Origin of the sequence: Bowmanella yangjiangensis (assembly GCF_017255015.1) — a bacterium.
Lineage (GTDB): Bacteria > Pseudomonadota > Gammaproteobacteria > Enterobacterales > Alteromonadaceae > Bowmanella > Bowmanella yangjiangensis.
In genome coordinates this window covers 110,052-124,952 of record NZ_JAFKCS010000011.1, presented here as the reverse complement: position 1 = coordinate 124,952, position 14,901 = coordinate 110,052, and the positions used below count along the sequence as shown (strand labels likewise).

The window sequence follows — 14,901 nt, the reverse complement described above, 5'->3', positions numbered from 1 at the left end:
TGCCGAGCTGCAAACTTTCGTCAGCCGCTTCTCAGCTAACGCCTCCAAAGCTAAGCAGGCCACCTCCAGAGCTAAGCAAATTGAGAAAATTGAGCTGCATGAAATTAAGGCTTCCAGCCGGGTCAGCCCTTTTATTCGTTTTACCCAACAGAAGAAGCTGTTCCGCAATGCCCTGGAGCTGGAAAATATTGGCAACGGTTATGACGAACTGTTGTTTAAACAATTCAGTATGATTCTGGAAGTCGGTGAAAAGGTGGCGGTGATTGGTGCCAACGGTATAGGGAAAACCACCTTCCTGAAAACCCTGATTGGTGAACTGCCAAGCAAAACGGGTTTAGTGAAATGGTCGGAAAATGCCAGCATTGGTTACTATGCGCAGGATCACAGTGAGGATTTTGCTAAGGATATGACCCTGTTCGACTGGATGAGCCAGTGGAAAAACCCCGGTGATGATGAGCAAACGGTGCGCGGCTTATTAGGTCGTATGCTGTTCTCTCAGGATGACATTAAAAAGTCAGTGAAATCTCTCTCTGGTGGTGAAAAAGGTCGTATGTTATTCGGTAAGCTGATCAATCAGCGACCTAATATACTGGTGATGGATGAGCCGACCAACCACTTGGATATGGAGTCTATTGAAGCCTTAAACCTGGCATTGGAGCACTTTGAAGGTACGCTGATTTTTGTGTCACACGACCGTGAATTTGTATCTTCACTGGCAACCCGTGTTTTGGATATCAAGACCGATGGTATTGTTGATTTCCAAGGGCCTTATGAAGAGTACTTAAGTAAACAACTGGCTTAAGTGCAGTTCATAAAAACGGCGCCCTTTGGCGCCGTTTTTTTATTGTTAGCTTCTGACTTGAAGACCTTCTCACTAAAAAGACAAGCAGCCGTTAATGAGCATGTCCGCAGTGGGCGTGCTCTTTCTCTGGTTTGGCGTCACGGCAGTTTTCTTCTGGATGTTCTATTTCAATGGTGGTGTGCGCCAGTTCAAAAGGTTGCAAGCGTTCATTCACGGCCAGCTTTAACGCCTGATACTGCTGCGCAGACAGCATTTGGGCACTGACCAGATGCACAGTCAAAACATGCTTTTCACCATCCAGCGACCAGAAATGTAAGTGATGAATATCGGTAACATCAGGAATTGATAATAGGGCCTGCTCAACTTCCTGCTGCATTTGGATATCAGGGCTACGCTGCAAAAACAACCCGACGCTGCTGGCTGTATGGCGCAGTACATTGAATAAAATAAACAAGCTGAAACAGATGGCCAGTAATGGGTCGAGTATTGGCAGCTCAACAATCATCATCACTATACTAACGATCAGGACCGCCACCCAACCCAACATATCTTCCAGTAGATGCCAGTTAAGCACTTTCTCGTTTAAGGTCTTACCACCTTGCATACGCCAGGCAGCATAACCGTTTACTGCAATACCTAAAATGGCTAAGCCTAGCATGCCTGATGTATGCGGCATCTGTGGGTCCCACAAGCGCGGAATAGATTGATAAAGCACCCAGGCTGTGCCGCCAATAAGCACCATGCCATTGAGCAGAGCAGATAGCAGCGACAGACGCCTAAATCCATAAGTAAAGCGGTTGTCGGCCGGGCGTTCAGAGTAACGTCCCATGCCCCAGGCAAAACCAATGGACAGCGCATCACCCAGGTCATGCACGGCATCGGCCATGATGGCGGTGCTGTTGGTGAGCAAGCCGCCAATAAATTCAATGATGGCAAAGCCAAGGTTGAGGAAAAATGCCACCGCCATATTTTGTTGACCGTTATGGCCGTGGTGGTGATGATGGTGATGGTCGTGCATGGCTGTCCCGCCAGTTGATCCGGTGCATCAGCCTAACGGTTAAGCCTCATAGCGGCAAGGGGGATATCAATAACAAAAAGGCATGGGCTGGAAAAACTTAAGCGCTCGCCTTCACTGTTATAAAGATGTTAGCTTTCACTCTTTTATTTTGGCGGGAGTAGCAGTGTTGACTCGAAATTCTGTGACCTGGGGCTTTTTGCTGTTGGCTTTGGCGGCAGCATTACTGGCACATCATTATCAGCAACCGGTATGGAAGGAACAAAGTTACCTGTACGAAACCTTCAGTGATGACGCCGGACGGCTTATGTATCGCAATAAAGGCGATGTGTTGCCAGTAGACCAAGTCGTTGCTTATCAGGATTCGCCACTTCGTCAGGCAAACCTAGACAAGATTCAGGGGGAGCCTGAGTTAAAGAAACAATGGGTAATGAAAGAAGACGGCCAGGTGATGATGCTCCAGGCCGACTTCCACTACGGTTTGTGGTCTTTGCTACCGGCATTTGTGACTATCGCCTTGTGCCTGATTTGCCGCGAGCCCATAGTGGCCTTGCTGGCAGGGATAGTCACCGGCGCCTTTATGATTGGTCAGTTTGATATTACTGATAAGGTGTTGATCCCCAGTCTTGCCACACCCAGTGCGGCCGGGATTTTGATTTTGTACTTGTGGCTATTGGGTGGCTTAACCGGGATCTGGGCAAAGACAGGCGCGGCCCAAGCCTTTGCTCAGACGATGACCCGCCATTTTGTTCGCGGACCGCGTTCTGCCAAGCTCGTCACCTGGTTGTTAGGGGTGATTTTCTTTCAGGGCGGCACTATCAGTACGGTATTGGTTGGTACCACTGTCAGACCTATTGCTGACAAGGCTGGGGTCAGCCACGAGGAACTGAGCTATGTCGTAGACTCCACTGCATCTCCCATCGCCGCGGTCATGGCATTTAATGCTTGGCCTGCCTACGTTCAAGCCTTTATTTTTGTACCAGGTGTGGCATTTTTGGCCACCGAAGCCGATCGCATTGCTTTTTTCTTCGACAGCATTCCATTTAGTTTTTATGCCATCCTGGCGGTTTTTGGTACCTTGTTGATGAGTTTGAATATCTTTACCTTTTCAGGACGAAGATTACGTAACGCACACCAAAGAGCGGCCAAAACTGGTCAGTTGGACGCGCCGACAGCACGGCCGATGAGCAGCGGAGAGCTGCATAAGGTGAAAGTCCCCGAACATTACAAGGCCAGTATCTGGGAATTCGTTGTGCCTTTAGCGGTGCTGCTCTGCATTGCGGTAGGGACTTTTGTGGTACTAGGTACACCCAAAGTTAACTGGGCCTTTGGTACGGCACTAATATTGGCGGCTTCTATTGCGTTATTTAAAGGTATGACCCTGGAGCAATTGCTGGATGGTTTTGGCGATGGGTTAAAGTCTGTGGTGGTCGCGTCTATTGTGTTGATGCTGGCGATAACCATTGGCGGTATCAGTAAATATATTGGTGGTGGCCTGTATATGGTGGACCTGCTTGGTGAGAGTGTACCGTTTTGGGCGCTACCCGTGATTTTGCAGCTCATCACTATGGTCATCGCATTTTCTACCGGCACCAGTTGGGGAACCTATGCTATTGCTTTCCCCTTGGCGATGCCGCTGGCGTGGGTGATTGCCCAGGACCAGCAACTGGCGAATCCTGAGCTGTATATGGCCATTTGTTTTGCCACGGTACTCAATGGCAGTGTGTATGGCGACCAGTGTTCGCCGATATCGGATTCCACTATTTTAAGTGCCATGACCACCGGCTGTGACCTGATGGATCATGTTAAATCTCAGTTATTCCCTGCTGGTCTGGCCGCCACCGCCGCTGCACTGCTATGGACTGTGGCAACCTTTTTTGCCCAGTAGTATTTAACTAAATCTTATTTTTCTCGCAATTTACTAGATGACAATTGGCAAAGTTGCCAGTTGTCATCTAGCTTTAATTCCATCCCCGAAACGTCATAAGTTGTTGTTATGACGAATTATCTGCTCAAAATCTCGACAGTTTTCTGCCAGGTAATGGGGCTTCAATCCAAAAAAATACAATTCTATCTTGGAGAAGCATGATGGACACACAACTCAAGCCACTGAACAAAGCCATTAAGCTAGGTTTGTTCGGTATTTCATTATTCGGATTATTGCAAGGTACGCAGGCTGTCGCGCAGCAGCAAAACGCGGCACAGGAAGAAAAAGAAAACGACGTGGAGGTGATAATGGTCACCGCCACCAAACGTGCTTCTACCTTGCAGGAAGTACCATTTTCCATTAACGCGCAATCACAAGCTGACATTGAAAGAGCGGGGGCAACCAATTTGGAAGAGTTGTCGCGCAATGTAGCAGGTTTATCTATTCAAAACTTAGGCCCCGGGCAAAGCCAGGTTGCTATTCGTGGTGTCTCTGCCGGGCAGGTAGTTCGAGACCAGCCTGGGGTAAAAGAGCAGGTCGGTGTGTATCTGGATGAAAGCGTCATTTCGCTTTCCCTGTTTACCCCTGATTTGGATCTGTATGATCTGAACCGGGTAGAAACACTGCGTGGCCCGCAAGGTACTCTGTTTGGTTCGGGCTCCATTGGTGGCACCATTCGTTATATTACCAACCAGCCAGAAGCCGATGAGTTGGCTGGAAGCCTTGAACTAAACTTAAATTCCGTAACAGATGGTGATACAGGCGGGCATATTAAAGGTATGGTGAATGTACCTTTAGTGGATGATAAGTTGGCCATGCGTGCGGTTGTTTATACCACCGAGTATGCCGGTTTTATTGATGCGCTAGGTGAAAACGGAAGTCGTAAGAATGATGTCAATGGCGGCAGCCGCACCGGCGGCCGTTTGGCCTTGACCTGGTGGGCAACAGATCAACTGACGATTACGCCAAGGGTGGTCTACCAGGAAATTGACGTTGATGGCTTTAACCGCCAGGAAGTCTTCAACATGTTTGCTAATCCCTACACCACCACCCGTCCTGCAATTCAATTAGGTGAGCGTGAACAGTATTTGCTGTTGGATGAAGGTTTCAAAGATGAAACCCTGATTGCTGATATCACTGCCGAGTGGGAGCTTGGCAGTGCGGATATGACCTTCGTATATAGCTATACGGACAGGGATATTATGGTTAGCCGTGATGCCAGTGCATTAAGTGGCAGTGTTAGTGTGGATCTGGGCTTTCCGGATGCCGCGGTGCTTTTACCCTCCAACCTGCGTGACCGCACTCAGGTTGAACAAGATACGGTAGAACTGCGCTTTAGTTCCAATACCGACTCTGCACTGCAGTGGTTGTTCGGGGTGTTTTATTCAGATACCCAGCGCCAATACAGCCAACGTTTGCCAACTCCTGGCTACGATGCTTTCACTGATGCGGTACTGGGAGAAGGAACATCGGCGGCAGTTGCTAACGGCTTTCCAATGAACTCTCCCTATAACGCGGATCTACCTTATGATTTGAATCAGAAGTCGGTATTCGGTGAATTGACCTATGACGTTAATGACAAGCTTAACCTGGTGTTAGGCAGCCGCTTCTATGACTATGAAGAAGAGCGACGATTCACCACTGGCGGTTTATTTGCAAATGGTGATGATCAAGTTGATTCCACGTCATCCGATGGTTTTACTTCACGCTTCATTGCCAACTATGAGCTAAATGAAACGGTTAATCTGAATGCCCAGATATCCCAGGGCTTCAGACTTGGGGGGGTGAATGATCCGCTCAATGAAACCCTATGCCAAGGCTCAGACCTGCAAACCTTTGGTAGTTTTCAGAATTATGATGACGAGAAACTGGTCAACTATGAAGTGGGTATGAAAGCCAGCGCCAAGCGTTGGGGGGCTAATATGGCGCTGTTCTACACCGACATCAGCGACCTTCAGGTCACCTTGGATGCCGGTTCCTGCTCATCAAGAATTTCGTTTAACGTACCCGAAGCCCATACCGTTGGTCTTGAATATGAGTTGACGCGAAGAGCCACCGATAACCTGTTTGTCACCTTATCGGGTAGTTTTGTACAGGCAGAGTTTGATAGTACCGTAAGGGACGGAGACGGCAATGTGTTGGGGGGTGTCGAAGAGGGCAATCGCTTGGCGTCTGTGCCAGAAGTGCAGTTTGCCCTGGCAGGTACCTATGATTTTGACTCGCCATTGCTGGGCGCTAACGATACTTATGTGTCTGCTTCGTTCCAGTACATAGGGGATAGAATTACCCAGCCCAGCGATCAGGTTGAAGGTGCCGGTAATTTTGTTTCCGGATTACCCTTTGGCGGTGCCAGTGGTACTGACGTAACGGCCCTGGATCTGGAGCTGGACGCTTACAACACCCTGAACTTAAGTGCCGGACTGGTGTACGACACTTGGGAGGCCGTGTTGTACATCAATAACGTAACGGATGAAAATGCCAACTTGTCATTTGATCGCGAGCGCGGTGGGCGTGCTAGGTTGGCCTACCGTACCAATCAGCCCCGCACCTTTGGAGTCACCCTAAGAGCGAGATTCTGATTGCCTTAAAGCCCTCCAAATGAGGGCTTTTTCTTTTCTTGCAAAGCACACCAGGCAGGATAGAGTTGCCCATATAGCCTTTTTACATCAATACCTTATGAAGCAAGTCAGCCTATTTCGTCATGCAAAATCCAGTTGGAAGTACGAGATTACCGATATGTTCCGGCCACTTAACCACCGGGGGTATCGTGACGCAGCCTTAATGGCCACAACGACTGAGTGTTTTGTCCCTGATCTCATATGTTGTTCTCCGGCTGTCAGAACCTATAGTACGGCGCTTTACTACCTAAAACAGCTAGCGATCCCCATGGACAAACTGCATTTAGACTGGGCACTTTATGAAGCCAGTGGACAGCGACTTTTTGACTACTTGAACACCCTGCATGAAGGGCATCAACATATCTGGCTATTTGGCCATAATCCAGGGCTTAATGAACTGGTAGATATCAGCACGGGCAAAGAGATAGGTAATATTGTTACGGGGGCGATAGTGACGTTGCGCTGGCAAACGGAGCACTGGGATAAGTTAACCCCAAAGCAGGCTGTATTAGCGGACATAAAGATACCACCAAAACAGCCTGAATAGTCACTAAAGAAAGGGCATAGCCAACCCCGTTAAGACATGGGGGTTATGCCTGAATTTACTTACCAGCCACATTGACGTCCCTGGTTTTGTTCATCAAGCCAGGCCTTTAAGGGGGCAAAATAGTCCAGAATCGCGGTGGCATCCAACTGCCTGGAGCCAGTCAACGTCTCCAGTGCGTCCTGCCAAGGCTTACTCATACCCATTTCCAGCATATCATTCAGCGCTCTCCCCGCTTCTTTACTGGCATAAATTGAGCAACGATGCACAGGACCTTGATCCTGAGCGATCTCACATAAGGCTTTATGGAACTGGAATTGCAGAATATGCGCCAGGAAATAACGGGTATAGGGGGTATTGCCGGGAACATGGTATTTAGCCCCAGGGTCAAATGCATTCTCGTCACGGGCTACCGGCGCTATAACGCCTTGATATTTTTCGCGCAGTTCCCACCAGGCTTTATTGTAATCCTGAGGCTTAATTTCGCCGGAAAATACCTTCCAGCGCCATTGGTCCACCATCAGGCCAAAAGGTACAAAAGCAATTTTATCCAGTGCAACCTGCATCAACATACCTAAATCATTGGATTCATCAGGTATCTCGTCTATCAGGCCAATTTGTTTTAAATACTTAGGTGTAATGGACAAAGCTATGGTGTCACCAATTGCTTCATGGAAGCCATCATTGGCCGAACCACGATAGAGCAGGGGCTGATTTTTGTAGGCACGTTGATAGAAGTTATGCCCCAACTCATGGTGAATAACATTAAATTCCTCACCGGTTTTCTGTATACACATTTTAATGCGCAGATCATCCTGATCGTCGATATCCCAGGCCGACGCGTGGCAAATCACATCGCGGTCTTTGGGCTGAACAAACTGCGAACGCTGCCAGAAGGTTTCCGGCAAAGGTTCAAAACCCAGGGAGGTAAAGAAAGACTCGGCCTGCTTGACCATTTTGATTTCGTCGTAGCCCTGTGCTTTTAACGCCTTGGTCACATCAGGCACTTGCATTTTACGTTCGGGTTTAACCAGATCGTAGATGTTGCCCCAGCTTTGAGCCCACATATTACCAAGCAGATGGGCTGGAATGGGCTTGTCCTGCGGTACGACATCGGTACCGTAATAGTCACCTAACTTCGCCCGAACATGGCAATGCAGGGCGTCGTAGAATGGCTTGACCTGGTTCCAGGTTCTGTCCAGCTCGGTGGCAAACTCATCGGCTGGCATATCGTATTTGCCGCGCCACAGCTCGCTGGTATCGGCAAAACCTAATTCTCTGGCTCCTTCATTGGCCAGGCCAACCATCTCTTCATACAAGGGCTTCATGGGCACGGATATCTGGCGCCAGCCATTCCAGACCTCCAGCAGTAACTCGTTGTCTCTGCTTCTGGCCATCTTGGCGGTCATTTGTCCCAGATCCCAGCATTCGCCGTTTTCGCGGCAATATTTGCCTTTACCATACATACCATCCAGCTCAGAAGAGATCTGTGCCAGACGCTCAGATTTATCTGCCTGGGAAGGAGGAGCCAGGACAAAGGAATTTAATAGTAAATTTAACTGGCGGCGCGTATCGGCATCGACTTCTACATGATTAAACTGAGCCGCTTCTTTCGCTAGCTCAGCGGTACGTACAGACAGTTTTTCACCTAAATACGCTGACACTGCCGCCGTATCCTGATTGATATAAGTGGCGTAGGCCCAGGCGGCTTGCGACGCCGGTATTTGTAGCTTTTCAATCTCGGTTTGTGCGGCCTGGATAAAGGCTTTGGCATCGTTGGCACTGGGAACTTTTTGTTGTTCGGTAGCTGGGGATGGATGTTCAGCTTTAGAGTCTTGCTGACAGCCAGTCAAAATGGCTGCCATTCCTAGCATGGTCAAGGTTAATCTGCGTTTGGTGCGAGGCATGCGGGTAGGTCCTTTTATTGTTAGCTATTGCTTTTATTAAGCCCAGAGCAGGAATCCAAAAAACAGATTCGGCTTTAGGAAAAGCCAGTATAAGTGGCCTGTAGGGATGAATAAACCAATTGATGGAATAATAGCCGCAGGTTACCGCAGACAAAAAAAAGCCCAATTTCTAATGCGCTAGCGAAATCGGGCCCAGGGAGAGAGGAAACAACATTCATAGGATATGACCCGGCTTATTAATAGAAGTTCAATGGAAAGTTCAATCCATGAATTCATGGCGTATTCGGCAAAGGGATATAAAGCGAGGAACAACATTTACTTGAATTTGTGCCGATTTAAACATACATTTCAAACTATCGTTTGAATTGGTTGTTTACTATGAGTGCAGATACCAAAATCCAGATTCTGGATGCCGCGGAAACCCTGTTCTCCGAGCATGGCTTCGGTGACACCTCCTTACGAACAATCACCAGTGAAGCTAAGGTTAATCTGGCCTCAGTGAACTATCACTTTGGGTCTAAAAAACAACTGATCCAGGAAGTGCTACAGCGTTACCTATCGGTATTTATGCCTGCGGTGGACGACGAGTTAAGTCGTTTGCTACACAAGCATCCAAGTCCTGATGTTGGCCAGGTTTTCTCCTGCTTAGTTGAGCCTTTGCTGAGTCTTAGTCAGGTTCGTCCGGATGGCACAGCTATCTTTGTCAGATTGCTTGGGCGCGGTTATTCAGAGTCGCAGGGACACCTGAGAAAATATATCACGTTTCATTATGGCGAGGTGTTAAGGCGTTTCGTCCACGCCGTTCACCTGGCCGTTCCAAAGTTATCACCGGCGGAAATTTTCTGGCGTTTACATTTTGCTATCGGCACTTTTGTGTTCACCATGGCATCAAGTAAAGCGCTCAGCGAGATTGCCCTGGCTGATTATCATCAAGACGTTACGGTGCAGGGCATTATTGCCCGACTGATGCCTTACATCTCTGCGGGGGTGGGAGCTCAGGTTGCTGAAACGTCCGTTAATCCATTATTGGATATTGCTTAATAGAAGGTGCAGTCATGTCTATTTTACTGATTTTACTGGTTGTACTCGCCATTGTACTTGGCGTGACAGATATCAGGCGTAACCTGATAACCAAGCCGGTTTTCCAGATCTTTAAGAAAATTCTGCCCCCCATGTCCAGCACTGAACGTGAGGCCATGGAAGCGGGCTCTATTTGGTGGGAAGGGGAGTTGTTCCGTGGTAAACCCGACTGGAACAAACTACATGGCTATGCTAAACCGGCATTGAATGAAGAAGAGCAGGCGTTTCTTGATAATCAGGTTGAAACCCTGCTGAAAATGCTGGATGACTATAAAATCGTCCACGAAGACAAAGACCTGCCTAAGGAAGTCTGGGAATATCTGCGTAAAGAAGGCTTCTTTGCGATGATCATTCCTAAATCTTTTGGGGGTAAAGAGTTCTCGGCTATTGCCAACTCAACCATAGTGTCTCGTATCTCTACCCGGTCATTGAGTGTGGCGGTAACCGTTATGGTACCTAACTCTTTGGGCCCCGGTGAACTTCTGATGCATTACGGTACAGAAGCGCAAAAAGATTACTGGTTGCCTCGCTTGGCAGATGGCACGGATATTCCCTGCTTTGCCCTGACTGGTCCTGAAGCGGGTTCAGACGCAGGTGCCATTCCAGATACCGGTATTGTATGCAAAGGCATGCATGACGGGCAGGAGGTCTTGGGCCTTAAACTGAGCTGGGATAAGCGTTATATCACATTGGCCCCGGTTGCCACTGTGCTTGGCCTTGCGTTTAAAATGTACGATCCGGATGGCTTGCTCGGTGATAAGAAAGACCTGGGTATTACCTGTGCGCTTATTCCCACGTCTCACCCTGGCGTAAATGTTGGCGACCGTCACTTCCCAGTTGCGATGGCCTTTATGAATGGCACCACAAGCGGTGAAGACGTATTTATACCGCTGGATTGGATTATTGGTGGGCCAGATTATGCGGGACGCGGCTGGCGTATGCTGGTGGAGTGCTTGTCTGCAGGACGGGGTATTTCACTGCCGGCACTCGCAACTGCAAACGGTCACTTATCTGCGCGAACCACAGGTGCGTATGCCGCTGTGCGTAAGCAGTTTGGTCTGTCTATCGGCAAGTTTGAAGGTATTCAGGAGGCCATGGGCCGAATCGGTGGTCTGACTTATACCCTGGAAGCCATGCGTACCATGACTGCAGGTGCTATAGACCTGGGTGAGAGCCCTTCTGTTGTAACTGCCATTGCCAAATATCATATGACCGAGATGTCTCGCGAAGTGATCAACGACGCCATGGATATTCATGCGGGTAAAGGTGTGCAGTTAGGGCCTAAAAACTATCTGGCTCACCAATATTTTGGTACACCTGTGGCTATTACAGTGGAAGGGGCAAATATCCTTACCCGCAACCTGATGATCTTTGGCCAGGGGGCCACCCGTTGTCATCCTTATGTATTTGATGAAATGGAAGCAGCAGCCAATCCTGATGCCGAACAAGGTCTGAAAGACTTTGACCAACTGCTGGTTAAACATGTTGCGTTTGCCACGGGTAACTTTTTCGGTTCACTGTGGCAAGGCTTGACTGCCGGTGTTTTCAATCGTGCGCCAGTATCGGGTGAAACGGGTGAGTATTACCAGCAGCTGTCTCGCATGTCTAAAGGTTTGGCCCTTTGCGCAGACTTCTCCATGTTAATCCTGGGGGGCGATCTCAAGCGTAAAGAGATGATTTCTGCTCGATTGGGTGACGTACTCAGTCAGTTGTATATTGCCTCTGCGGTATTACGTCGTTATGAGTCAGATGGCCGTCAGGTAGCTGACCTGGCATTTGTTCACTACGCGCTGCAGCGTTGTCTGCATCGTATTGGTGTGGCGTTTGATGGCTTCTTCCAAAACTTCCCCAGCCGGGTTGTGGCGGTGCTGTTGAAACGGGTCGTTTTCCCTTGGGGTATCAATTACCGCATGCCGCATGATGAGATTACACAGAAGGTTAGCGACAGCTTGATGCAGCCCGGTGTGATGCGCGATCGTTTAACCCACTTGTGCTATATCGGTGAAAGAACAGATGATCCGGTAGGTATGGTGGAAAACGCCTTTATCGCTATGCACGAAGTCGTGCCAATTGAGAAGAAGATCCTCAAAGCACAGAAACAGAAAGTAATTCCGCGTAAGCTTCCTTTCGCAACTACCTTAGCCTTGGCGCTGAAAGAAGGGGTTATCTCTGAGCATGAAGCTGAACAGCTCAAGCGAACAGATGCATTGCGCAAAGAGGCATTAAGTGTCGATAGCTTTGCACTAGGCGAGCTGGAAGGCAAAAATGTGTCTTCCACAAAGGCAAAATCAGTCGCCTGATAAGTGCCTAATGTATTAAAAAAGCCGGTGTAAACCGGCTTTTTTATTGTCTGTAACCCGTCCTAAATAAGGTTGACACTTTCCTAAGCCCGAAAAGGAAAGTGTTTGCTTTGTCATCGGATAACTTCAAGGTATTAGCTAACAAGCTTTTTTTATTGTAAGTACCACACAAACCTTTTTACTCTTGGTGAGAATTTTCAGCCCTTACGGAGTGCCTCTATGCCACGCTTATACCTTCCCCTTGCAGCAATTCTTTGTGGGCTTACATCAGCTAGCGCTAATGCGGACCTCTCTGAGGTACAGAAAAACAAAGTTGATGAGATCTTGAATGTCACGCAATGGGTTTCAGAGCCGGGTTGTAGCGCGGGGGTGTTCAGACAAGGGGAGCTGATTTACCAAACAGCCAGCGGCCTGGCAGATTTAACCACAGGCAGAGCATTAGACCAGAACTCGCGCTTCTATGCCGCGTCGCTTTCAAAGCAGTTCACCGTACTGGGCATTATGAAATTGGTGGAGCAGGGGAAACTTAAGCTTAATGAGACTGTTCAGCAATATTTTCCTGCTTTCCCAACTTATAGCAAACCCATCACTATTAGCATGCTTATCCACCATACCTCAGGTGTCCGTGATGCGCTGGGATTAATGCGCCTTGCTGGTGTTCCGGTTCTAAGCAAAACTAATTTGCAAACTGCCTTAGATTTAATGATGCGTCAGCAAGCCACCGACTTTACCCCCGGTAGCCAATATGCCTATTCCAATGGTGGTTATCTATTATTGGCCGGCATCATCGAACGGGTATCTGGGTTGCCTTTTCAGGATTACATGCGGGATACCATTCTAGCCCCATTGGGCATGCACAATAGTTTTTTTGCAGCCGCACCTATCCCTGATGGGTTTACGGTAAATGGGTATCTTAATGACGATGGTCGCTTTGCTCAGCAGAATGATTTCCCAGCTTTTAGTGGTTCCGGAGGGTTGATTACCTCACTAAGTGATCTGGCTAAATATGAATACGACATTGCTCAGGGACACAAGGTGTGGACCGATACGACCCGACAGGCAATGCAAGAACCAGCCACATTTAATGATGGTCAGGTGGTGCGCGAGCAACATGGTTTGATTTATGGTGGCGGGGTAAAATTCGGTTTTCAGAAAGGGCGCGAATGGATGCAGCATACCGGCGCCTCATCCACCTTTAAGTCTGCTTACGGCCGTTTGCTGGACAGTGGCTACAGCTTTATTGTGTTGTGTAATCGCAGTGATGGTAAACCGGCGGATAAGATGTATGCGCTGGCCGACCTGCTTGGAAACACGGCAGACGAACGCTCAGATGAAAGTAAACGTAGCCATAAAAATCTGCCTGCGCCACAGCCTGGTGATATACCGCCTGCTGGCGATTATTACTCTAAAGAGCTGGATGTGATCTACAAGATAAAGCCTATTGACACTAAGAGCGCCGAAGTCACTATGATCTCAACCTGGCCTGGTCATCAGGAGCCTCCGGCAAAACTGCAATTGGCCAAAGATAAAGAAGGGCTGTTACGGGATGGTAGCCTGATTGTCGAATATCATCAGGGTGACAACGGCTTTAGTGTGAGCCGCGGCAACATTCACGGTATTCGTTTTGTGCTTCAATAAAGATTGTAAGTAAACTATCAATATCTTGGATCCCGGCAGCTAAGGCCGGGATTTTAGTTTGAATGCACTAGGGTAGTGGGGTTACGTTGAATGAAATGCCGCAGGTAGTCGCGCAGACATTTGGCTTTTTCATTCAGTAGGCGACCACTTGGCCACACCAGATAAATTTCACGTTTGTCTCCTTGCCAATCCGGTAAAACTTGTTGGAGCTCCCCTCGCTGCAATTCCTGCTGTACCTCTGTTAACGGCAGCATACTGATCCCTTGTCCATCACAGGCCAGGTGTTTCATCATGGCGGTGTCATTAAACAAGGATTGAAAGCGAGGGAAGAGCTCAAGCGTCTGTTCATTTTGCTTATTGATTAGCAGCCACTTGGTCCAAAGTGTTGTGCCAATTAACCGATGTTCTTTTAATTGCGTTGGATGCTCGGGCTTACCGGCTTGCTGCAGGTAAGCTGGTGAAGCCACCAGAAGTTTGTCTATTTCCCCCAGTTTAAGTTGATAAAGGGTCGAATCGGGTTGTGGGCCGACACGAATGGCTAAATCTGCCTTACTCTTAATGAGATCTTCGCGCTGATTGGCAAGCACCAATTCGAGTTGAATCTGCGGATAGTCTCGGCAGAAGCCCAGCCACATGGGACGCAGATATCCATGGGAAATATTAATGGGAGCCAAGACCTTTAGCTTCCCGTGCAAGTGTTGGTGTGCCTCGCTAAGTTGGCGCTGAGTTTGCTCAAACTGCTCAACCAGATCCGCATAGGCTTGATAATAGATTTCCCCTTCCTGACTTAACACGCATTGGCGCGCTGAGCGATGTAGTAACTTACAACCAAGTTGCTGTTCCAGTTTCTGCAGACGTCGGGTGACAGTTGCTGGCGGAAGGTTGAGGTAGCTGGCTGCTCCAGACAGTCCCCCTTGCTGTACGATATGTATAAAGAGTTGCAGGTCATCTAACATAATTGCGAAAATGGAATTATATATTCGAAATGTGCTTGTATTTTAACTTATGAAACTATCTTAATATCAATCTACCTAGATTGCTGGGGATTTTTTTAGACCAATAGTGCTTGA

The 14,901-nt window shown here is 48.4% G+C and carries 10 protein-coding genes and 1 pseudogene; 8 read left to right on the top strand and 3 right to left on the bottom strand.

Annotated features, from left to right (window positions below; genetic code table 11):
• Positions 1-802: ATP-binding cassette domain-containing protein (locus J0A65_RS12735; RefSeq protein ID WP_206594566.1), on the top strand; the 802-nt coding region annotated here is incomplete at its 5' end.
• Positions 803-893: 91 nt separating this feature from the next.
• Here the strand turns inward: J0A65_RS12735 and J0A65_RS12730 are convergent.
• Complete coding sequence (locus J0A65_RS12730) at positions 894-1,820, bottom strand: cation diffusion facilitator family transporter (RefSeq protein WP_206594565.1); 927 nt, start codon at positions 1,818-1,820, stop codon at positions 894-896.
• Positions 1,821-1,983: 163 nt separating this feature from the next.
• On the opposite strand from J0A65_RS12730, the gene J0A65_RS12725 reads away from it, so the two are divergent.
• From J0A65_RS12725 to J0A65_RS27360, 4 genes and pseudogenes are all read left to right on the top strand, one after another.
• Entirely contained in the window at positions 1,984-3,705 is a 1,722-nt protein-coding gene (locus J0A65_RS12725) for a Na+/H+ antiporter NhaC family protein (protein WP_332874340.1), read from the top strand.
• Positions 3,706-3,905: 200 nt separating this feature from the next.
• Complete coding sequence (locus J0A65_RS12720; protein WP_206594572.1) at positions 3,906-6,323, top strand: TonB-dependent receptor; 2,418 nt, start codon at positions 3,906-3,908, stop codon at positions 6,321-6,323.
• Between the two features lie 19 nt (positions 6,324-6,342).
• Positions 6,343-6,627: pseudogene (locus J0A65_RS27920) on the top strand (SixA phosphatase family protein); the annotation flags it as partial.
• Between the two features lie 3 nt (positions 6,628-6,630).
• Positions 6,631-6,909, top strand: coding sequence for a hypothetical protein (locus J0A65_RS27360; protein WP_232849926.1), 279 nt, complete (start codon positions 6,631-6,633; stop codon positions 6,907-6,909).
• A 59-nt stretch (positions 6,910-6,968) separates the two neighbouring features.
• On the opposite strand, the gene J0A65_RS12710 is transcribed toward J0A65_RS27360, so the two are convergent.
• The gene (locus tag J0A65_RS12710; protein ID WP_206594562.1) at positions 6,969-8,813 is read right to left on the bottom strand and encodes a M2 family metallopeptidase; all 1,845 of its coding nucleotides are present in this window, start codon (positions 8,811-8,813) and stop codon (positions 6,969-6,971) included.
• Positions 8,814-9,191: 378 nt separating this feature from the next.
• Here J0A65_RS12710 and psrA point away from each other — a divergent pair, with 378 nt between their 5' ends.
• The 3 genes from psrA (at position 9,192) to J0A65_RS12695 (ending at position 13,831) form a co-directional block, all read left to right on the top strand.
• Positions 9,192-9,854 (top strand): TetR family transcriptional repressor PsrA, encoded by a 663-nt coding sequence (gene psrA / locus J0A65_RS12705; RefSeq protein WP_206594561.1) that lies wholly within the window; start codon positions 9,192-9,194, stop codon positions 9,852-9,854.
• 14 nt (positions 9,855-9,868) lie between these two features.
• A complete protein-coding gene (locus tag J0A65_RS12700; RefSeq protein ID WP_206594560.1) occupies positions 9,869-12,193 on the top strand; it encodes an acyl-CoA dehydrogenase in 2,325 nt (774 codons plus the stop codon).
• Between the two features lie 219 nt (positions 12,194-12,412).
• Complete coding sequence (locus J0A65_RS12695) at positions 12,413-13,831, top strand: serine hydrolase domain-containing protein (protein ID WP_206594559.1); 1,419 nt, start codon at positions 12,413-12,415, stop codon at positions 13,829-13,831.
• Between the two features lie 53 nt (positions 13,832-13,884).
• Here the strand turns inward: J0A65_RS12695 and J0A65_RS12690 are convergent, their stop codons facing one another.
• Entirely contained in the window at positions 13,885-14,787 is a 903-nt protein-coding gene (locus J0A65_RS12690; protein ID WP_206594558.1) for a LysR family transcriptional regulator, read from the bottom strand.
• Between the last annotated feature and the right edge of the window lie 114 nt (positions 14,788-14,901).

Excerpts from the sequence above, each read along its gene's own strand:
- J0A65_RS12730 (WP_206594565.1), bottom strand. The coding sequence starts at position 1,820 with ATGCACGACCATCACCATCATCACCACCACGGCCATAACGGTCAACAA.
- J0A65_RS12720 (WP_206594572.1), top strand. The coding sequence starts at position 3,906 with ATGGACACACAACTCAAGCCACTGAACAAAGCCATTAAGCTAGGTTTG.
- J0A65_RS27360 (WP_232849926.1), top strand. The coding sequence starts at position 6,631 with ATGGACAAACTGCATTTAGACTGGGCACTTTATGAAGCCAGTGGACAG.
- J0A65_RS12710 (WP_206594562.1), bottom strand. The coding sequence starts at position 8,813 with ATGCCTCGCACCAAACGCAGATTAACCTTGACCATGCTAGGAATGGCA.
- psrA (WP_206594561.1), top strand. The coding sequence starts at position 9,192 with ATGAGTGCAGATACCAAAATCCAGATTCTGGATGCCGCGGAAACCCTG.
- J0A65_RS12700 (WP_206594560.1), top strand. The coding sequence starts at position 9,869 with ATGTCTATTTTACTGATTTTACTGGTTGTACTCGCCATTGTACTTGGC.
- J0A65_RS12695 (WP_206594559.1), top strand. The coding sequence starts at position 12,413 with ATGCCACGCTTATACCTTCCCCTTGCAGCAATTCTTTGTGGGCTTACA.
- J0A65_RS12690 (WP_206594558.1), bottom strand. The coding sequence starts at position 14,787 with ATGTTAGATGACCTGCAACTCTTTATACATATCGTACAGCAAGGGGGA.